Source organism: Dietzia cinnamea NBRC 102147 (assembly GCF_001571065.1).
GTDB lineage: Bacteria > Actinomycetota > Actinomycetes > Mycobacteriales > Mycobacteriaceae > Dietzia > Dietzia cinnamea.
Map to the genome: position 1 here is coordinate 110,116 of NZ_BCSW01000002.1, position 20,084 is coordinate 130,199.

At 71.0% G+C, this 20,084-nt stretch carries 15 protein-coding genes and 1 pseudogene; 9 read left to right on the forward strand and 7 right to left on the reverse strand.

Annotated features, from left to right (window positions below; all coding sequences use genetic code 11):
• Window positions 1-30: 30 nt before the first annotated feature.
• The 3 genes from DCI01S_RS01630 to DCI01S_RS01640 form a co-directional block, all read right to left on the reverse strand.
• Window positions 31-1,122, reverse strand: coding sequence for a lytic transglycosylase domain-containing protein (locus tag DCI01S_RS01630; protein WP_061227687.1), 1,092 nt, complete (start codon window positions 1,120-1,122; stop codon window positions 31-33).
• A 125-nt stretch (window positions 1,123-1,247) separates the two neighbouring features.
• Window positions 1,248-1,799, reverse strand: coding sequence for a DUF1003 domain-containing protein (locus tag DCI01S_RS01635; protein ID WP_061227645.1), 552 nt, complete (start codon window positions 1,797-1,799; stop codon window positions 1,248-1,250).
• On the reverse strand, window positions 1,796-3,106 hold the full coding sequence (locus tag DCI01S_RS01640; RefSeq protein ID WP_007631682.1) for a magnesium transporter MgtE N-terminal domain-containing protein: 1,311 nt from the start codon (window positions 3,104-3,106) through the stop codon (window positions 1,796-1,798). The genes DCI01S_RS01635 and DCI01S_RS01640 overlap by 4 nt, the downstream gene beginning before the upstream one ends.
• A gap of 15 nt (window positions 3,107-3,121) precedes the next feature.
• On the opposite strand from DCI01S_RS01640, the pseudogene DCI01S_RS01645 reads away from it, so the two are divergent.
• The 4 genes and pseudogenes from DCI01S_RS01645 to DCI01S_RS01660 all read left to right on the forward strand — a co-directional run.
• Window positions 3,122-4,210 (forward strand): annotated as a pseudogene (locus DCI01S_RS01645) (HpcH/HpaI aldolase/citrate lyase family protein); the annotation flags it as partial.
• Entirely contained in the window at window positions 4,207-4,713 is a 507-nt protein-coding gene (locus DCI01S_RS01650) for a YflT domain-containing protein (protein WP_061227646.1), read from the forward strand. The pseudogene DCI01S_RS01645 and the gene DCI01S_RS01650, both read left to right, overlap by 4 nt.
• A complete protein-coding gene (locus DCI01S_RS01655; RefSeq protein WP_082767582.1) occupies window positions 4,713-5,318 on the forward strand; it encodes a suppressor of fused domain protein in 606 nt (201 codons plus the stop codon). The genes DCI01S_RS01650 and DCI01S_RS01655 overlap by 1 nt, the downstream gene beginning before the upstream one ends.
• A gap of 168 nt (window positions 5,319-5,486) precedes the next feature.
• Window positions 5,487-6,365 (forward strand): glycine betaine ABC transporter substrate-binding protein, encoded by an 879-nt coding sequence (locus tag DCI01S_RS01660; protein WP_082767583.1) that lies wholly within the window; start codon window positions 5,487-5,489, stop codon window positions 6,363-6,365.
• A gap of 82 nt (window positions 6,366-6,447) precedes the next feature.
• Here the strand turns inward: DCI01S_RS01660 and DCI01S_RS01665 are convergent, their stop codons facing one another.
• The 3 genes from DCI01S_RS01665 to DCI01S_RS01675 form a co-directional block, all read right to left on the reverse strand.
• A complete protein-coding gene (locus tag DCI01S_RS01665) occupies window positions 6,448-10,320 on the reverse strand; it encodes a multifunctional oxoglutarate decarboxylase/oxoglutarate dehydrogenase thiamine pyrophosphate-binding subunit/dihydrolipoyllysine-residue succinyltransferase subunit (protein WP_174521503.1) in 3,873 nt (1,290 codons plus the stop codon).
• A 154-nt stretch (window positions 10,321-10,474) separates the two neighbouring features.
• Window positions 10,475-11,155: a YbdD/YjiX family protein gene (locus tag DCI01S_RS01670; RefSeq protein ID WP_061227648.1), complete on the reverse strand. Its 681-nt coding sequence runs from the start codon at window positions 11,153-11,155 to the stop codon at window positions 10,475-10,477.
• An 86-nt stretch (window positions 11,156-11,241) separates the two neighbouring features.
• Window positions 11,242-12,576, reverse strand: coding sequence for an FAD-linked oxidoreductase, L-gulonolactone oxidase family (locus DCI01S_RS01675; protein ID WP_061227649.1), 1,335 nt, complete (start codon window positions 12,574-12,576; stop codon window positions 11,242-11,244).
• Between the two features lie 143 nt (window positions 12,577-12,719).
• Between DCI01S_RS01675 and DCI01S_RS01680 the strand changes: the two genes are divergently transcribed.
• From DCI01S_RS01680 to DCI01S_RS01700, 5 genes are read left to right on the forward strand one after another with little or no spacing between them, the layout of a single operon-like run.
• Window positions 12,720-13,358, forward strand: a complete 639-nt coding sequence (locus DCI01S_RS01680) for a TetR/AcrR family transcriptional regulator (RefSeq protein WP_061227650.1) — start codon at window positions 12,720-12,722, stop codon at window positions 13,356-13,358.
• Window positions 13,351-14,547 carry an alanine racemase gene (locus tag DCI01S_RS01685; protein WP_174521504.1) on the forward strand — a complete coding sequence of 399 codons (1,197 nt, stop codon included), beginning with the start codon at window positions 13,351-13,353 and terminating at the stop codon, window positions 14,545-14,547. The genes DCI01S_RS01680 and DCI01S_RS01685 overlap by 8 nt, the downstream gene beginning before the upstream one ends.
• On the forward strand, window positions 14,544-15,878 hold the full coding sequence (locus DCI01S_RS01690) for a M20/M25/M40 family metallo-hydrolase (protein WP_061227651.1): 1,335 nt from the start codon (window positions 14,544-14,546) through the stop codon (window positions 15,876-15,878). The genes DCI01S_RS01685 and DCI01S_RS01690 overlap by 4 nt, the downstream gene beginning before the upstream one ends.
• Window positions 15,875-17,116 (forward strand): MFS transporter, encoded by a 1,242-nt coding sequence (locus DCI01S_RS01695; RefSeq protein WP_082767584.1) that lies wholly within the window; start codon window positions 15,875-15,877, stop codon window positions 17,114-17,116. The genes DCI01S_RS01690 and DCI01S_RS01695 overlap by 4 nt, the downstream gene beginning before the upstream one ends.
• Window positions 17,117-17,171: 55 nt before the next feature.
• Window positions 17,172-19,124, forward strand: coding sequence for a DEAD/DEAH box helicase (locus DCI01S_RS01700; RefSeq protein ID WP_061227653.1), 1,953 nt, complete (start codon window positions 17,172-17,174; stop codon window positions 19,122-19,124).
• 44 nt (window positions 19,125-19,168) lie between these two features.
• Here DCI01S_RS01700 and DCI01S_RS01705 read toward each other — a convergent pair whose 3' ends face one another.
• Window positions 19,169-19,882 carry an HNH endonuclease family protein gene (locus DCI01S_RS01705; protein WP_082767585.1) on the reverse strand — a complete coding sequence of 238 codons (714 nt, stop codon included), beginning with the start codon at window positions 19,880-19,882 and terminating at the stop codon, window positions 19,169-19,171.
• Window positions 19,883-20,084 lie beyond the last annotated feature (202 nt).

Sequence of the window (20,084 nt, forward strand, 5' to 3'; positions counted from 1 at the left end):
AGTCTAGGGGTCGCGGCACCCCGTGACGATTCAGGCCGGGGGCGGCGGCACGCAGAACGGCGGGATACAGGGCAACTCGATGACCGGCAGGCCCGGGATGGCGGGCGGCGCCGGCGCCGGGGCGGGCGCGGCGGCCGGGGACGACTCCGTCGTTGTCGGCGTCGGCGCCGTCGACGGCGCCTCGGTCGCGGGAGACGTCGGCGCCGCCGGCGGGGCGACCTCCGTGCAGCCGGGCACCGGCGGTTCCGCCTCTCCGGGCTTCGCGGGCTCCGGCGCGGCGGTCGGCTCGCCCTCCCAGCCCTCGGGGCAGCGCTCCGGTGGCCGCGGGGGCTCGACCGTGGGCTCCGGTCGGTGGATCTCCGGCAGATCGGAGGGCAGCGGGAAGGCGTTGACCGCGTAGCCGTGCGCCCACGCGTTGACGTTGGCCACGTACGCCAGCGAGTTGTTGTAGGCCAGGATCGCGCGGGTGCGGGCCGCCGGGTCCGCCATCGACCCGCCCTGGTTGCACAGGAGCGTCGCCGCGGACAGGGCACCGTCGTAGATGTTGTTCGGATCGGCCACGCCGTCGTCGTTGCCGTCGCGCCCGAGCGTCGCCCAGGTCGACGGGATGAACTGGACGGGTCCGACGGCACGGTCGAAGTCGGGGTCGCCGTCGAATCTGCCGCCGTCGGTGTCGGTGATGACGGCGGTGCCCGGCAGGGAGCCGTCGAGTCGGGGGCCGACGATCCGGCCGATGGTGTTGCCGCGCACGTCGAAGAGCCCGCGGCCCTGGTTGGACTCGACCTGACCGATCCCGGCGAGGACGGTCCAGTCCATCTCGCAGGCGGGGCGCTCCGCGTTGAGCCGCTCCGTCGCGCGGTGGTAGGCGTCCAGGGCGATGCCCGGGATCCCGAGCGGTCCGTCGGGGATCGTCGCCGGCTCGATGTGCGCGGCGCCGGGGTCGACCGGCGGCTCCGGGATCTGCTCCGAGGTGGTGGGGTCGGTGGTGGGAGGGGGCGGCGTCGTCGCGGGAGGCGGCTCCGGCGAGTACTCGGCCAGCGGCGTGATGTCAGGTGCGGCGGGGCGGCTCGTGTCGATCGTGAGCCCGACCGCGGCGAGGACCGTGATGGCTCCGACGGTCACGGCTGCACTGGTGAGCACCCGGCGGTCTGCAGTGTGCGCGATTCGGCGCAAGATTCTCCCCCTACGACGTAACGGACGGCGCCACGGCCGTGCACCGCCCCCGCGACGCTTCGTCTGGGGCGAGGTTACCCCCGGCCCCTGTCGTCTGGATCGGTTTTCCCGCCATCGGCGTTACCGCCGCCGGTGGAGAGCCCGGCCAGCATCGTCTCGATCCGTTCCACGGAATCCCGCAGGTCGTCGAGCTCGCGGCGCAGGTAGTCACGCGTGACGGTCTCGCCCACCGACAGGCGTACCGACGCGAGCTCGCGGGCGAGGAATTCCGTGTCCGCCTTGGTCTGGGTGGCCCGGAGCCGGTCCTCCTTGACGGACTCCTTGTCGCGGTCCTCCTGACGGTTCTGCGCGAGCAGGATGAGCGGCGCGGCATAGGCGGCCTGGGTCGAGAACGCCAGGTTGAGGAGGATGAACGGATACGGATCGAACCGCAGCGCCACGACCGCGACATTGATGACGATCCACACGATCACCACGACCGTCTGGATGAGCAGGTACATCCCGGTGCCGAAGAACCGGGCGACGGCCTCGCTGTACCGGCCGACCGCGTCGGAGTCGAAGCTGATCCGGGGTCGGCGGGACGTCATCGGGGTGGACAGCGACGACCTCACGGTGGGTTCGGTCATCGCGCCGTCTCCGTGTCGTCGTGCAGGTCCATGTCCCGCCAGTCGTCGGGCAGGAGGTGATCCAACAGGTCGTCCACCGCGACCGCTCCGAGGAGGTGCCCTTCGTCGTCGACTACGGGGCCGCACACCAGGTTGTAGGTGGCGAAGAAGCGGGTCACCGCGTCCACCGAGTCGGTGGGGCGCAACGCCGACAGGCTCGTGTCGACCGTCTCGGCGACCATGGCGGACGGGAGCTCGCGCAGCAGCGCCTGGATGTGGACGCAGCCCAGGTACTTGCCCGTCGGGGTGGCCGTGGGAGGGCGGACGACAAAGACGAGGCTGGCCAGAGCGGGACTGAGGTCGGGGTTGCGACAGTGCGCGAGCGCCTCCGCCACCGTGGTCTGCGGCGAGAGGATGATCGGTTCGGGCGTCATCAACCCGCCGGCCGTGTCGGCGTCGAAGGTCAGCAGGCGCCGGACGTTCGACGAGTCCTCGGGGTTCATCCGCTCGAGATACGACTCGGCGTCCTTCTCGGGGAGCTCGCCGAGGAGGTCGGCCACGTCGTCGGGGTCCATGGCCTCGAGAACGTCCGCCGCACGCTCGAGTTCCAGCCGGGTGACGATCTCGGTCTGCTCGTCGTGGGGGAGCTCCTGCAGGATATCGGCCAGCCGTTCGTCGTCGAGGGTGCGCGCGACCTCGAGTCGACGCACCTCAGGCAGTTCGCGCAGGGCGATGGCGACGTCCGCCGGACGGAGGTCGGCGTACTGCTCGACCAGGCTCTCGGCGCCGTGCTCAGGGGTGCCGATCGCGTCGTCCAGGCCCCTGATGCGGTTCCACGGGTGGATCGACACCTCCCCGCGCCGACCGAGGGGGGAACGCCCGCGGCGCTCGCGGACGGCGAGCCGCGACACGAGCCAGTCCCGCGAGCGTTGGCGTTCGATCTCCACGTCGACGACCTGGTACCGGGTCGGGCGGTCCGGGTTCCCGGAGCGCTCGCCCGCGGGCTGGTCGCGCTCGACGCCGATGACCGAGTCCACGAGGGCGCCCAGGACGAGATTCTCCCCGGGCCTGGACTGGAACCGGTGCAGGTTGATGGTGCCCGACACCAGCGACACCGACCGCGGATCGATCGAGGCGACCCGGAGCATGGGCACGAAGATCCTGCGCCGCGTGGGTAGCTCGACGACCAGCCCGATGACCCGCGGGGGTTTGTGCCCGGAGCGCATCGTCACCACGACATCCCGGATGCGTCCGATGTCGTCCCCGTCAGGGCCGATCACGGGCAATCCGGCTAGCCTGGCGACGAAGGCCTTGTTGAGGTTCGCCATGCAGACCAACCTAGTCACCGACAGGCGGCGCCCGCCCGCCGTACCGGACGTAAGGGAGTGCCACCCACGATGACCGCAGCCCCCCACGCGACAGCCGCGCCTTCGGAGGACGCCGCCTCGGCGATCGCGGACCTGCGCGCCCGGCCACGGCGCACGGTCCTCGCCGTGCCCGGCAGCAGTGTGAAGATGATCGACAAGGCGCGGGGACTGCCAGTGGACGAGGTCTTCCTGGATCTCGAGGACGCGGTGGCCGGCCCGGCGAAGGAGGAGGCGCGCGAGAACGTCGTGGCCGCTCTCGGCCGGGGTGGGTTCGCGGCGCCCACCGTGGTGGTGCGCGTCAACGCCTGGGACACCGAGTACACGGTCCGCGACGTCACGGAGGTCGTCGGTCGGGCGGGTGCCCACGTCGACGCACTGCTGCTGCCCAAGGCGCGGACCGCGGCGGAGGTCGCCGCGCTCGACCTCGTGCTGACCCAGGTGGAGAAGGCCGCGGGCCTGCCGGTCGGTCACATCGGGATCGAGCCGCAGATCGAGGACGCCCTCGGTCTGACCAACATCGACGCGATCGCGACGGCCAGCCCGCGGGTGCTCACGCTCGTGTTCGGTCCCGCCGACTTCATGGCCTCCATCGGGATGCGCACGCTGACGGTGGGGGAGCAGCCGGACGGGTACGCCCCGGGCGACGCCTATCACCACGTGTTCATGACGATCCTGGTGGCCGCCCGCGCGCACGGCCTTCAGGCCATCGACGGTCCGTTCCTCAGAGTCCGCGACGAGGACGGTTTCCGCCGCGCGGCGGCCAGCACCGCCGCCCTCGGGTTCGACGGCAAGTGGGTCCTGCACCCCGCGCAGGTCGACGCGGGTAACGAGGTGTTCAGCCCGCGTCAGGACGAGTTCGACAAGGCCGAGGCCATCCTCGAGGCCTACGCGCGCTCGACCTCGGTGGAGGGCGGCGCCCGCGGTGCGGTGATGTTCGGTGACGAGATGCTCGACGAGGCCAGCCGTAAGATGGCGTTGGTCGTCTCCGCCCGTGGCCGTGCGGCCGGGATGACCGTCTCGGATCGGGACCCCGCCGGGAACGAAACGGAAGGACGGACCTCATGACCACTCCCGTGAACCCGCGGGGCGCGCGCGCCCGGGGCGCCCAGACGCCGGGTCTGCCCACACCGCCCACCGGGTGGGTCGTCGGCTCCTACCCCACGTACGCGCAGGCCCAGGCGGCGGTCGATCACCTCGCCGACGAGGACTTCCCCGTCCACGAGGTCACGATCGTCGGCGTCGATCTCATGCAGGTCGAGCGGGTCACGGGCCGACTCACCTGGCCGAAGGTCCTGCTGGGCGGGCTGGCGACCGGCGCGTGGCTCGGCCTGTTCATCGGCCTGCTCCTGGGCATCTTCACGCAACCCATGTGGGGCGTGGTGCTGACCGGTCTGGTCGGCGGCTCCGTGTTCGGCGTCGTCTCGGCGTCGCTGTCCTACGCCGCGACCCGCGGGAAGCGGGATTTCGCGTCCACCTCCCAGCTGGTCGCGGGCCGCTACGACGTCCTGTGCGAACCCGCCAACGCCGAGCGGGTGCGCGACGAGCTCGCCCGGCTCGGGCTGAAGTAGTGCTACCGGGAGGCCCTGCGGACGGGTCGACGGTTCCGGCGGCGGTACGCGCTCACCTGGAGGAGCGCTACGGACCGGAGCCGCAGGAGGCGTCGGTGACGTTCCTCGGCACCGCGCCGATCCGGATCCTCCGGTTCGTGGACTTGGAGAGCGGTGTGGTGCGGTACGTCTCGCTGGGGTGTTCGGCCGAGCCGATGGGGGATCCGTCGGCGCTCGTGCCCGATCCGACAGCGCCGCGCGCGGAGCTGAGCCTCGTGCTCCGGGGCGGTGTGGACGGCGTGGTGCGCGCCCTGGCCGTGCTCGCGGCCGCGCCCGCGGTGGAGGGACTGGTCTTGTCCGAGGGCGCGCTGATCGACCTGGGCGAGCCGCTGTGGCCCGGCGCGGCGTTCACCGCCGTGGTGCTGCGTGCCCCCGAGATCCCGGACGTCGAACTGCCGGGTGACGCGGCACCCGTCCGGGTGTTCCGGGCCGTGCCGGTCACCCACACGGAGGCGGCGTGGGTCCGTATGAAGGGTGCGGCCGAACTCGAGGAGGCGTGGGCGGAAGCCGGGATCGACGTCACCGATCCCGCCCGGTCCGCCGTGAACCCCGGCCTGACCCGCTGACGGACGGCCCGTCGACTCCGGACGGCGACCACGTGGGGCCTCGGCGTGACGGCGCCGGGACGGTTCTGGGACACTGTCGGACGAGATGTCCGCGCTGACGGGTGCGGTCGGTGTGAGGAAGGACGTGGTCGGGTGCTGCGGACGGTGGGGCGGCCCGGGAGGCGCGCGGTGGCGCTCGCGGGTGTGGTGGCGATGGCTCTGTCCGGCTGTCAGGCGCAGTCGTCGATCGTGCCGGCGCACCGGGACGACCCGGTGGCGGTGATCGAGACGGCCTCGTTCGGTGAGGCGGAGATCGTGGGCCACATCTACGGCAACGCGCTGGTACGGTCCGGCTCGCGGGTGACCGCGCGACCCCAATCCGGGACCCAGGCGGAGGTCGTGGAGTCCGTCGTCGCGGGAGACGCGACCTTCACGGTGGGATTCACCGGTGAGCTCCTGGGAGCCTTCGACCCCGGTGCGACGGCGACCGAGGGGGACGAGGTGTATGCCGCGATGATGGCCGCGCTACCGGAGGGGGTCACCGCCGCGGACCCGGCACCCGCCGAGGACGCGCCGGTGTACGTGGTCACGCGCAACACGTCGGAGACCCGGGGATTGCGGACGATGTCCGACCTGGCCGGTCGGTGCGGTGACCTCACGCTCGGCGCGAGGCAGGAGGCCCTCGCTGACGGCGACCTGGCCGCCGCCGTGGGAGAGACGTACGACTGCGGTTTCGGCCGTCGGATCCCGTTGGGGCCGAATCCTCGTGCGGTGTTCGACGCCCTGCGTGCGGGGGAGATCGGCGTGGGGTTGGTCCAGTCGGCCGACCCGGTGGGCCTCCCCGAGGACATCGTGACACTGGACGACGACGAGAACGCGGTCCGCGCCCAGAACCTGGTGCCCGTCTTCCGCAAGGGCTCGCTCTCGGAGGACCAGTTGAGTCTGATCAACCGGATCAGCGGAGAGCTGACCACCGACGACGTGCGTGAGCTGCTGCTGGGTGTGGAGTTCGGGACCTCAACCCCCGTCGCCCTGGCCAACTACTGGTTGGACTCGCACGGGTACTGACCGGCCCGGCGGCGGCGCGCCGCATAGGAGAACGGGGCCCGGCCGCCGATGGCGGCCGGGCCCCGTTCCCGGTTCGGGTGGGTCAGGCGAACGCCTCGTCCACCAGAGCCTTCTGCTCGACGGCGTGGACCTTGCTCAGGCCGGTCGAGGTGGCGGCCATCGGGCGACGGGAGACCCGCTTGAGCGGCGGGAAGTCGTCGATCCGCTCCGGCAGTTCGAGCGCGAGGAAGCTCCACGCGCCCTGGTTGGCCGGCTCCTCCTGGACCCAGCGGACCTCGGTGAGGTTCGGGTAGTGGTCCAGCGCCTCGCGCATGCGGCGGTGGGGGATCGGGTAGAGCTGCTCGAGGCGGACGATCGCGATGTCGTCGCGGCCCTCCTTCTCCTGGCGGGCGGCCAGCTCGTAGTAGAGCTTGCCGGACACCAGCAGCATGGTCTTGACCTTGCCCGCGTCCCTGGACCCGTCCGCGAACGTCGGATCGTCGAGGACGGACCGGAACTTGCCGGAGGTGAAGTCCGCGATCGCGCTGACGGCCTTCTTGTTGCGCAGCATCGACTTGGGCGTGAACACCACCTGCGGCCGCTTGATGCCGTCGGTGGCGTGGCGGCGGAGGAGGTGGAAGTAGTTCGCCGGGGTCGACGGTTGGGCGACGGTCATCGAGCCCTCCGCACACAGCTGGAGGAACCGTTCGATGCGGCCGGACGTGTGGTCCGGGCCCATGCCCTCGTGGCCGTGGGGGAGCAGCAGGGTGACCGAGGACTTCTGGCCCCACTTGGCCTCACCGGACGAGATGTACTCGTCGATGATGATCTGCGCACCGTTGACGAAGTCGCCGAACTGCGCCTCCCAGAGCACGAGTGCGTCGGGGTCGCCGACGGAGTAGCCGTACTCGAAGCCGAGGCCCGCGTACTCCGTGAGCGCCGAGTTCCACACCTCGAAGCGGCCCTCGGCGTCCTCGAGGTTCTGCAGCGGGGAGTAGGGCTCGGAGGTGGTCTTGTCGACCACCACCGCGTGCCGCTGGGTGAAGGTGCCGCGCTGCGAGTCCTGGCCGGCCAGGCGGACGGTCTTGCCTTCACGGACGAGCGAGCCGAGCGCGAGGAGCTCGGCGAAGGCCCAGTCGACGTTGCCGTTGTAGGCCATCTTCTGGCGTGCCTCGTACACCGGCTTCACGCGCGGGTGGATGTGGAACTCCTCCGGCAGGCTGCCGAAGGCGTCGCCGATCGCGTGGATGACAGACTCGTCCACCGCCGTCACCAGGCGCTTGGGCAGCGGCTGGTTGGGCAGGATCGACTCGGAGGCCTTGACCGGGTGTTTCTCGAGTTCGCGGACCTCGTTGAAGACGCGCTCGAGCTGGCCCTGGAAGTCGCGCAGGGCGTTCTCCGCCTCCTTCTCGGTGATGTCGCCACGGCCGACGAGATCCTCGGTGTAGGACTGGCGGACGCTCTTCTTACCGTCGATCACCTCGTACATCCGCGGCTGGGTCATCGACGGGTCGTCGGCCTCGTTGTGCCCGCGACGGCGGTAGCAGACGAGGTCGATCACGACGTCCTTCTTGAACTGCTGACGGAAGTCCATCGCGAGGCGGGCGACGCGCACACACGCCTCGGGGTCGCCGCCGTTGACGTGGAAGATCGGCGAGCCGATCATCTTGGCGACGTCCGTGGCGTACTGGCTGGAGCGGCCGGCCTCGGGGGCGGTCGTGAACCCGATCTGGTTGTTGACCACGATGTGGATCGTCCCACCGGTGCGGTAACCGTCGATCTGGGAGAGGTTGAGCGTCTCGGCGACGACACCCTGGCCGGCGAACGCGGCGTCACCGTGCAGCATGAGCGGCACGACCGGGTACTCGGCGCGCCACTCCGGGTCCTCGATGAGGTCCTGCTTGGCGCGGACGATGCCCTCGAGAACCGGGTCGACCGCCTCGAGGTGGGACGGGTTGGCCGTGAGCGAGACCTTGATCTCGTTCTCGCCGAACATCTGGTACTGGATGCCTTCGGCGCCGAGGTGGTACTTCACGTCGCCCGAACCGTGCGCGGCCGAGGGGTCCATGTTGCCCTCGAACTCCGTGAAGATCTGGCGGTAGGGCTTGCCGACGATGTTCGCCAGCACGTTGAGGCGACCGCGGTGCGGCATGCCGATGACGACCTCGTCCAGGCTGAACTCGGCGGCCTCGTCGATGACCGCGTCCATCATCGGGATGACGGACTCGGCGCCCTCGAGGGAGAACCGCTTCTGACCCACGTACTTGGTCTGCAGGAAGGTCTCGAATGCCTCGGCGGCGTTGACCTTGGACAGGATGTACTTCTGCTCGGCGACGGTCGGCTTGTCGTCGACCCCCTCGATGCGCTCCTGGATCCACTGGCGCTGTTCGTTCTCGAGGATGTGGGTGTACTCGATGCCGATCTTGCGACAGTAGGCGGCGCGCAGCGCGGCCAGCACGTCGCGCAGACGCATCTTGTCCTTGCCGACGAATCCACCGACGGAGAACCTGCGGTCGAGGTCCCACAGGGTGAGCTCGTGCGAGTTGACGTCGAGATCCGGGTGGAAGGTGCGGCGCCGCTGCGCGTGCTTCCCGTCGAGTGGGTCGATGTCGGCCATGAGGTGGCCGCGATCGCGGTACGCGGCGATGAGCTCCAGGACGCGGGCGTCCTTGTCGACGCGGGGATCGGTGATGTCCTGGCGCCACCGGACGGGCTCGTACGGGATGCCGAGGGCGTCGAAGATCTCGTCGTAGAACTCGTCCGCGAGGAGCAGGCGGTGGATCTCACGCAGGAACTCGCCGGACTCCGCGCCCTGGATGATCCGGTGATCGTAGGTCGAGGTCAGTGTGGTGATCTTGCCGACGGCGTTGTTGGCCAGCTGCTCCTCGCTGGCACCCTGGAACTCGGCGGGGTACTCCATGGCGCCCACACCGAGGATCGCGCCCTGACCCACGGTCAGACGGGGCACCGAGTGCACGGTGCCGATACCGCCCGGGTTGGTCAGCGAGACCGTGACGCCCGAGAAGTCGTCCATCGTCAGCTTGCCCTCGCGGGCGCGGGCGACGATGTCCTCGTAGGCGTCGAGGAAGCCGCGGAAGTCGAGCGCCTCACAGTTGCGGATGGCCGCGACGACGAGCGAGCGACCGGCCTTGGTCTTCATGTCGATGGCCAGTCCGAGGTTGATCCCCGCCGGGGTGACGGTGTGCGGCTTGCCGTCGATCTCCTCGTAGTGGTTGTTCATATTCGGGTACGCCTTGATGGCCTGCACCATCGCGTACCCGATGAGGTGGGTGAAGGAGATCTTCCCACCGTGTGTGCGCTTGAGATGATTGTTGATGACCATCCGGTTGTCGATCATCAGCTTGGCCGGGACCGCGCGGACGGAGGTCGCGGTCGGCAGTGAGAGCGACGCGTTCATGTTCTTGACGATCACGTTGGCCGCACCGCGCAGCGCCTTGGTCTCCGTCTCCTGCGGAGGGGTGTACTGCGGACGGGAGGGCTTGCCGACCGCCGGCGTATCGGGTTTCCTGCGTGTCTCCGGGGTTCCCGAGGGGGCGGGTACGCCCTGTCCCCGCGCCTTGCGACGCGGGGACGCGTCGGCGTCCGGCTTGGCCGCGACGTCCTTGGCGGACGCGGTCGGCGTCACATCGTCCACAGTCAGATCCGCGGCCTTCTTCGTCTTCTTCTCCGCCGAGGACCCGGTCTCGGCCGGGGCGGTCGCACCCGTCGCCTTGGCCGACTGCTTCGACGACGCTCGGGTCTCACCGCCGGACCGCGCCCGGTCTTCGGCTCCGTCCGTTCCGCGCGGGGCTGTGCCGTTGGTGGAGCCGGACCCGGTGGAGGAGGCGGCCTCCGGGTTGGCCTTGAAGAATTCGTGCCAGGACTCGTCCACCGAGGACGGGTCCTGGGCGAACCGCTCGTACATCTCGTCTACGAGCCACTGGTTCTGTCCGAACTGTGAGACGTTGTTGCTCACGATCTTGTGGTGCCTCTCTGATTCTGTGGTGGGTTTCACACGTCAATGGGTCCAGGCTAGACCGTCTGCCCGATCGGGGCTTTCCGATCTCACCTGACAGGGGGATGCCACTCGCCCGTCACCGTGGGTTCACACGGTGGGCCGGGTCGTCTGTTCATACGGTGGGCCACTCCTTCGGGGACGCGCCGAAGGTCGCGTCGGCGGTCTCCACGACCGTCCTCCCGAGTCGCCGGTTTCCCCATCCACCGACCGCGGCCCCGAGCCCGGCGGGCGCGAGTTTGCCCACGGCCAGCCCGGCGCGCTTGACGGCGAACTTGCGGGCGAAACGACTCAGCATGCGGCGGTTGATCTCCTTGAGGCCCGGCACGTGCAGCGACCTGCTCGCCAGCGAACCCGCGCCGCCGGACGGCCCGACCGCGTTGGCGAGGATCGCCGTGCCGGACGCCCCGAGCATCACGGTCATGACCAGGAGTTCCTCGTGCTCGCCCTCTCGGACGTCGATACCGTGCACCTCCGCCACCGCCATCGTGTAGAAGGCGGCCGCCTCCAGAAACACCAGAGATTCTGCTCCCACCGCGCCGATCGCGACGACCGTGCCGATGCCGGGAACGGCGGCGGCGGCGCCCACGGCCGCTCCGGATGCGGTGACGGCGGTGAGGAATCGGCTGTCGAGACGTTCACGGATCCGCGCGGGCGACTCGTCGGGGTGCGCGCGACGGAGCTGGCGGACATAGGCGCGGGCGGCGCCGGCCTGACCTCGGATAGCCCGGCGCAGGGCTGCCGTCACCACCCCCGCTGCGGGACCGGAGGCTTCGGCGGGGACGCGGTCGGGCACTGGTCACTCACTCCTGGGGGTCGTGGCGGGCGGTCGGCTCGGGCCGCTCGGACCACCACGGTACGCAACCCGGGGCGGGGCGCGCCTTAGGGCAGTACACGCTCGGTGTACTCGTTGCCGAAGAGCCGATCGGGGTCGAGTCGGTCGCGCACCGAGACGAAGTCGTCGAAGCGCTCGACCATCGTCGACAGGTCCGCGGCGGTCCGGGTGTGCATTTTGCCCCAGTGCGGTCTCCCGCCCGATGCGAGGAAGATTGACTCGGCCAGCCGGAACAACTCGGTGTGGTCCATCCGGTGGTACTGGTGGACGGCGATGTAGCACACCTCGCGGTGGTGCGCCGTGGACATCCACACGTCGTCGGCGGCGGCGAACCGCACCTCCACGGGGAACGGCGTGACGACGCCGGACCGATCGATCGTGTCTCGCAGATCGCGCAGCACGCTGGAGGCCGCTCCGAGGGGTACCGCGTACTCCATCTCGCGGAACCGCACGCGCCGCGGCGACGCGAACACGCGGTAGCCGCGATCCGTGAACCCGCGGGCGGTGAGCGCCCGTGAGGCGAAGCGGTTGAGCCGGGGTGTCAGGGTGGGCCTGCGCGTCGCGGCGCGGCACAACGCGTCGAACGCCTCGTTGGCCAGGAACTCGTCGCTCACCAGCTCGCGGACACGGCCCACGGGGCTCAGCTCAGTGTCCCCGGGTAAGCGGGTGTTGCGCTTGACGGTGATCGCGTCGGTGTGCGGGAACCAGAAGAACTCGGCGTGGTCGGCGGAGCGGGCGAATCCCTCCAGGTCCCGCAGTGCCGCCGAGAGCGTCCACGGGCGTTCCTCGGCCCGCAGGGCGAAGGCGGGCACGCACCGGATCGTCATCTTGGTGATGACCCCCAGGGCTCCGATCCCGAGACGCGCGGCCTCGAAGACCTCCGGATGCGAGGTCGGCGAGCAGGAGAGGACGGACCCGTCGGCGGCGACGAGCTGCAGTCCGACGACGGTGGCGGGCAGCCCGGGCGCTCCGCACCCGGTTCCGTGGGTCCCGGTGGACACCGCGCCGGCGAGCGACTGCTCCGCGAAGTCCCCGAGGTTCTGCTGCGCCAACCCGAGTTCCCAGAGCAGAGGGCCCAGCCGGTGCAGGCGGGTCCCGGCCCAGACCGTCACGTCGGCGCCGTCGACCCGGCCGGCCGCGTCGCGGGTCGGCACGATCGACTCGATGCCGGTCAGGTCGTCAAGGGATACCAGGACCCCGTCGGTCGCCGCGGCCGGCGTGAAGGAGTGCCCGGCGCCCACACACTTGACCCGGTCACCACGCTCCGCGGCCGCGGTCACCACGTCGCTCACCTCGGCGACTGTCGTGGGCGCCCGCCGATCCGACGGGGTCGCCAGCACGTTGCCAGCCCAGTTCTGCCAGGGGGACACCGAGGTCGTCATGGCTGGAGAGAGTACCCGCGGGCGGCCGGACCGGGAGCCGTCCTGGACAATCGACCTGAATAGATGACGGAGGCCCGGACGGCCGGGGGAGCAGAGGCCTGTTATCGGTGTCTACTCCCTCCTCGCCGTCGTACCATGGACGGGTGACCAGACGACTACCTGCCGATCAGCGCCGGGCGCAGCTCCTCCGGGCCGCGCTGGAGATCGCCGAGCACGACGGCCTCGGGGCGGTGACCGTGCGAGGCGTCGCCGAGCGTGCCGGCGTCTCCCTCGGTGTCGTCCACTACTGCTACACCGACAAGGAGGAACTCCTCCGAGAGGTGATCGGCGCTGTGAACTCCGAGGTGCACCAGGCCGCCAGGGCCTTCGTGAGCGTCGACTTCGATTCGGGCGCCCGCGGGACGGAGGGCCTCCGCCGCCGGCTGTATGAGGCGATCGACCTGATCTGGGCGGTCATCTCCGCGTCGCCGGATCGGCAGTTGCTCACCTACGAGATCGTCTCGTACTCGTTGCGGACGCACGGTTTGCCGGAGGTGGGGCTGGCCCGGGACCAGCAGGAGTCGAACGAGGCGATCGTGCGCTCCCTCCTGGAGCGCACCGCCGAGTCGGCCGGCGTGCGGTGGGGCATGGGCCTGGACGACATGGTGCGGGTGGTGTTGTCGATCATCACCGGCATCAGCCTGCGGTGGCAGATCTACCGGGACGACGACGAGGCCAACGACCTGCTGCACCGTGCGGTCGACCTCGTGGTGCGGGACGCGCGGCCCGCCGACGGTGCGTAGCCCGGCCCGGGCCCATGAGCTCGGAGTCGTCGGCGCCCTGGACGCCGCGACAGCCGACATCGACGCGCCGCTCGCCGCGCTGCACCTGCCGAGCCTGCGGGCGAACCTGCGGGATCTGCGCCGGCGGGCCGGTGGCACCAGGATCCGCGTCGCCAGTAAATCGGTGCGGTCGCGTGGGGTGCTCCGCGAGGTACTCGGGTCGGACCTGCTCGGGGACGAGGCGGTCCGTGGCGTCATGGCGTACTCGCTCTCCGAGGCGCTGTGGCTCGTCGACTCGGGGTGCGACGACGTTCTCATGGGGTACCCCACCGTCGACCGCGCGGCGCTGGGCCGCCTCGGTGCGGATGCGGCGGCGCTCGACGCCGTGACCCTCATGGTCGACCACCCGCGGCAGCTGGAGATCGCCCGCGAGGCCGGGGCGGGCGACGCGCGGGTGTGCATCGACGTCGACTCGTCGCTGCGGTTGGGTCCGGTCCACCTCGGGGTCCGGCGATCCCCCCTCCGCGGCCCGGAGGACGTGGCACCCCTGGTGCGTCACGCCACCGGCGAGGGGTTCCGTGTGGTCGGCTCGATGTTCTACGAGGCGCAGGTCGCAGGGGTGCCGGACGACGTCCCCGGGGTCGGTGTGGTGAAGCGGCTGTCGATGCGGCGGCTCCGCGGGGTCCGCAGTTCGGTCGCCGAGGTCATCGCGGACATCACCGGTCAGTGGCCGGAGATCGTCAATTCCGGCGGCTCGGGGTCGGTCGCCGAGAGCGCTGCGGCTCCCGCCGTCACCGAGGTCACCGCCGGTTCGGGCCTCTACGTGCCGGGGCTGTTCGACGCCTACCGGTCCTTCACGCCACGGCCGGCCCTGATGTTCGCACTGCCCGCCGTGCGGAGGCCCGGGCCCGGACTGACCACGTTTCTCTACGGGGGCTACGTCGCCTCGGGCGTACCGGGCGGCGATCGCCTGCCCGTGCCCGTCGCGCCGGCGGGGTTGCGATACCTCGGCCGGGAGGGCGCCGGAGAGGTCCAGACGCCCGTGCGCGGGGAGGTGGCCATCGGCGGGCGTGCCTGGTGGAGGCACGCCAAGGCCGGTGAGCTGTGCGAGCGGTTCGACACGCTGCACGTGGTGGACGAGACTGCTGACGGGCCCGCCCTCGTGGACCGCTGGCCCACCTACCGTGGTGAAGGGAAGTGTTTCGGATGACCGACGCCCACGAGATGACCGACGAGGCCCGGGAGCGGATGCGCGCGGAGGCCGTCTCGATCACGGCCGACCTCGTCGCCATCGACTCGACCAACACCGGTGATCCCGCGACGATCGGCGACGGCGAGACCCGTGTCTGTCTACGGATCGCCGAGTACCTCCGCGAGGTCGGCATCGACAGCGAACTCGTGGAGTCGGTCCCGGGCAGGGGAAGCCTGTTCGCGCGGATGGAGGGTGAGGATCCGCACGCAGGTGGTCTCGTCGTGCACGGTCACGTCGACGTGGTGCCGGCGGTCGCGGAGGACTGGTCCGTCCCGCCTTTCGCGGGGGAGATCCGGGACGGGTGGCTCTACGGCCGCGGGACCGTCGACATGAAGAACATGATCGGCATGATCCTGGCCGTGGTGCGCCACTACCGCCGCGAGGGGATCGTCCCCCGTCGCTCCCTTCTACTCGCCTTCTTCGCCGACGAGGAGGCGGCCGGCATCATGGGCGCCAAGTGGATCGTCCGCGAACGCCCCGAGCTCTTCGACGGCATGACCCAGGCGCTCAGCGAGGTCGGCGGATGGTCGGTGCCCGTGGCGGGACGTCGTCTGTACCCCATCGCGATCGCCGAGAAAGGCGTGGCCTGGGCGAAGGTGACCGCGCACGGTGCTGCCGCACACGCGTCGCGCCCCACGCCCGACAACGCCGTCGCGGCCATCGCCGGTGCGGTCCACCGCGTCGCCGGCATCGACTTCCCGGTGGAACCCACCGAGGCCAACACCGCGCTGGCCGCGGCGGTCGGCCGAATCGCCGGCGGCAGCGGGGACGTCGCGGAGCTGCCGGACCGCCTCGAGGTCCTCGGCCACTTCGGCCCGCTCGTCGCCGCCTCCTTGTCGCACACCGCGTCGCCGACCGTCCTGTCCGCCGGGTACAAGACCAACGTCATCCCGACCGAGGCGCACGCCGAGATCGACTGCCGTGTCCTGCCCGGCGGCGAGGAGACGTTCCGCGCGGAGGTGGAGCGGGAACTCGGGCCCGACGTGTCGGTCGAGTGGATCTGGCAGCCGCCCATCGCGGCTCCGGCGGACGCCCCCCTGGTCGACGTGATCGGCGAGGCCGTCCGAGAGTCGGATCCGGACTCCCTGGTGGTGCCCTATCTCCTGCCCGCCAGCACCGACAACAAGCATCTCTCCGAGCTGGGGATCGACGGATACGGCTTCGTCCCGCTGCGTGTGCCCGACGAGTTCGACGTGTTCGGGCACTTCCACGCCGTCGACGAACGGGTGCCCGTCGACGCGCTGCACTTCGGTGCTGACGTGCTCGCGCGCGTCCTCCGATCGGCGTGAGGGGCACGACGCAGGACCGCGACGCCGCGCGGTCCTCGCCGCGACCCCGCCTGCCCGCGGACATCTGGGTCCTCGTCGTGGCCGCGTTCGCGGTCGCGATCGGGTACGGACTCGTGGCGCCGGTGCTGCCGCAGTTCGCCCGCGACTTCGACGTGTCGGTCGCGGCCGCCTCGGTCGTGGTCAGTGCCTTCGCCTTCTTCCGCCTGGTGTTCGCGCCCGCCGGTGGGTTCCTCGTGGACAGGATGGGGGAGCGCTGGGTCTACATGACCGGCCTGCTCATCGTCGCGGTCTCCACCCTGGCGACCGGCCTGGCGCAGTCCTACTGGCAGCTGCTGGTCTTCCGCGGCCTCGGCGGTCTCGGGTCCACGATGTTCACCATCTCCGCGATGGCGCTGTTGACCAGGCTCTCACCGCCGGGCGAGCGGGGACGGATCGCCGGGCTGTACGCGACCGCGTTCCTCATCGGCAACATCGGCGGGCCCGTGCTGGGCGGACTGCTGGCGGAGTTCGGGATGCGCGTCCCGTTCTTCGTCTATGCCGGGACCCTGCTCGCGGCGACCGGCGTGGTGGCCGTGTTCCTACGCGGCGGCCGTCGACGCTCACCCGATGACGACTCCCCCGAACAGGAGTCGTTGCTCGTCGGCGAGGCGTTGCGTCACAGCGGCTACCGTGCCGCGCTGATCTCCAGTTTCGTCAACGGCTGGACCTCGTTCGGCGTCCGTGTCGCCATCATCCCGTTGTTCGCCGCGGCCAATTTCGACGCCGGTGCCGGCATCGCGGGCACGGCGTTGGCGTCCTTCGCCGTGGGCACGGCCTCCGTGGTCTCGGTGGCGGGCAGACTGTCGGACCGGTTCGGGAGGCGGCCGATGGTGATCACCGGTCTCGTCGTCTCCGGCGTCACGACCATCGCCCTGGGATGGTGCGACACGGTTCCTCTCCTCGTCGCGGCGTCGGTGGTGGCGGGCATGGGCGCGGGGATCCTCAACCCGGCACAGCAGGCGGCCGTTGCGGACGTCATCGGCGCGGACCGCGCCGGCGGCAAGGTATTGGCCACGTTCCAGATGGCGAGTGACTCCGGGGCGATCCTCGGCCCCGTGGTCGTGGGCCTGGTGGTGGACCGGCTGGGCTACGCGACGGGTTTCGCGGTCTCCGGCGTCCTCCTCCTGGCGGCGGTGGTGCCGTGGGCCGTGGCCAGGGAGCCCCGGCAGACGGCCGACAGGGTGGCCGCGGGGGAGTGACCTGCGCAAGCCGTGTCGCTCAACGGACCTCGCAGGCCGTAGCATGTAAGGCCTCATGGACAACAACGACGAGGACCGTACCGCCACCGCCGGCGACGAGGTCGACACCGACGCCAGCACTCCCGAAACGCCCGTAGCCGCGCCCGCCGGAGCCCGCGACGACGCCCCCCACGACGAGGCTCCCGCCGAGGACGCCGCGGTCACCTTCGCGGACATGGGGCTCGCGCCCGCCGTCGCGAAGGCGGTCCGGGACGTCGGCTACGAGGTGCCGTCCGCCATCCAGGCGGCCACCATCCCGCTCGTCCTCGAGGGACGGGACGTCGTCGGGCTCGCCCAGACCGGTACCGGCAAGACGGCCGCGTTCGCGCTGCCCATCCTCTCGCTGATCGACCCGTCGGTGAAGAGCCCCCAGGCCCTCATCCTGGCGCCGACCCGCGAGCTCGCGCTCCAGGTCGCCGAGGCGTGCGTCACCTATTCCGCGGGCATGCCCCAGGTGAACGTCCTGCCCATCTACGGCGGTCAGGCCTACGGTATCCAGCTCTCGGGTCTCCGGCGGGGCGCGCAGATCATCGTCGGCACCCCCGGGCGGGTCATCGACCATCTCAAGAAGGGCACGCTTGATCTTTCCGGCCTGCGGCACCTCGTCCTCGACGAGGCGGACGAAATGCTCGCGATGGGCTTCCAGGAGGACGTCGAGCGAATCCTCTCGGACACTCCGGAGAGCACCCAGGTCGCGCTGTTCTCGGCCACGATGCCGTCCGCGATCCGACGCATCTCGCAGAAGTACCTCACCGATCCCACCGAGGTGAAGGTCGCCTCGAAGACGTCGACGGCGCCGACCATCCAGCAGCGCTACGTCCTGGTCAACCACCGTGACAAGCTCGACGCCCTGACCCGCATCCTCGAGGTCGAGGACTTCGACGCGATGATCATGTTCGTCCGGACCAAGTCGGCGACGGAGGAACTCGCCGAGCGGCTGCGCGCACGTGGCTTCTCCGCCGCCCCGATCAACGGCGACATCCCCCAGAATCTCCGCGAGCGCACCATCGAGGCGCTCAAGGACGGGCGTACCGACATCCTCGTCGCGACCGACGTCGCCGCCCGCGGCCTCGACGTGCCGCGTATCAGCCACGTCGTCAACTACGACATCCCGCACGACACCGAGTCGTACATCCACCGCATCGGCCGCACGGGTCGCGCCGGCCGGAGCGGGCACGCACTGCTGTTCGTCACCCCCCGCGAGCGTCGACTGCTGTCCCAGATCGAGCGCGCGACCCGGCAGCCGCTCACGGAGATCCAGCTGCCCAGCGTCGACGACGTCAACGAGATGCGGATGGCCAAGTTCGCGCAGTCGATCACCGAGAGCCTCGACGACCCCAACATCGCGCTGTTCCGCCGGCTCGTGGAGGAGTACGCGTCCGAGCACTCGGTCTCGATGGCCGACATCGCGGCCGCACTGGCCACCCAGTCCCGCAACTCGGACGAGTTCCTCATGCGTGAGCCCGAGCGTCCCCAGCGGCGTGAGCGGCAGGACGACCGCGGGGGCGACCGTCGCGACCGTCCCGCGCGGAACTTCTCCGACGGGCCGCGGCCGTCGCGCTCGGGCAGGGACATGGCCCAGTACCGGATCGCGGTGGGCAAGCGGAACAACGTCAAGCCCGGTTCCATCATGGGTGCGTTGGCCAACGAGGCCGGCCTCAGCGGGGGCGACATCGGGCGTATCTCGATCCGCTTCGATCACTCGATCGTGGAACTGCCCGCCGGCCTTCCCTCGGATCAGCTCGAGTCCATGAAGGGCATCCGCGTCGGCGGCGCTGAGATCGACATCCGCCCCGACAGCGGTGCGCCGGCGGGGCGGCCCTCCTCGTTCCGGGACGACCGCGGCGGGAAGCCGCGCGGGGGCGGCCACCGGCGCGACGACCGGCGTGGTTTCCGCCGAGGGGACGACGACCGTCGCGGCGGCGGAGGGTTCCGCGGGCGTTCCGGGGGCGGGCAGGACCGCTACTGACACGGATTCCCGCGGGGAGTCCGTGTCGACACCGGCCTGCCGCCTCACCGCCCGGCCGGACACCGGCGGGCGGCGTCGGCGAGCGCCGCGTGATCTGCCTTCGTCACGGGTAGCCCGTAGACCGTCGCCGCCGTGAGGTACCGGGACGCGTAGAAGCAGTGACGGGCCGGGTCCGGCGGGAGCCAGTCGGCCGGGGTGGAATCGCTCTTCCCGGTGTTGACCGCGGCGGTGACGGCCAGCAGATTGTGGTCGACATCGTTGGCGAAGGCGGCACGCTGGCTCGAGGGCCAGGCCGACGCGCCGAGGTCCCACGCCGCCGACAGTGGGTACACGTGGTCGATGTGGATCCCGCGGAGCCCGGTGACGCCCACGTCGACGGTCCTCCCGGTGTACGGGTCGACGAGGACGCCACCGGCCCGCTCGCATGGCGAGCCGGGTACCGGGGTCCCCCCGCGCAGGTCACGCGCCAGGACGTCGTGGCGGGTCGAGCACCCGTTGCCCGACCCTGGCGCCTCGGTCGTGTCACTCCAGGCGGGCCCGAACACGCAGGCGGATGCACCGCTGCACTCGCGGTCGTATCCGGGCACCGGCTCGCGGGCGTCCACCACGCGCACCGTCTCGAGCAGAGCCAGGACCGACTGCCTCGGCGGGCTACCGGGCGCCGAGTCGGGCGGCTGGCCGAGGCGGGCGACGACGATCGCCGCCACGACGACCGCCGACGCGAGCGCCAGTGCCCGCGGTGCGAGGGGCGGGACCACCCTCGCGCGTGCCGTGGTGCGCCGTCGCCGCGGCGGCCACGGGCCCGCCGCCGCCCGCGCCGACGACCACTGCCGCACTCTCCGGATCACGGACCGATCCTGACACCGACCCCGGGGCCCGCCGCCCGCGCACGAGGTTGCGGCGGTCGGCCTGTGGAGAGGGACGGCCCTGTGGAGCACCCGCGCGTCGTCTCGGGGGCGT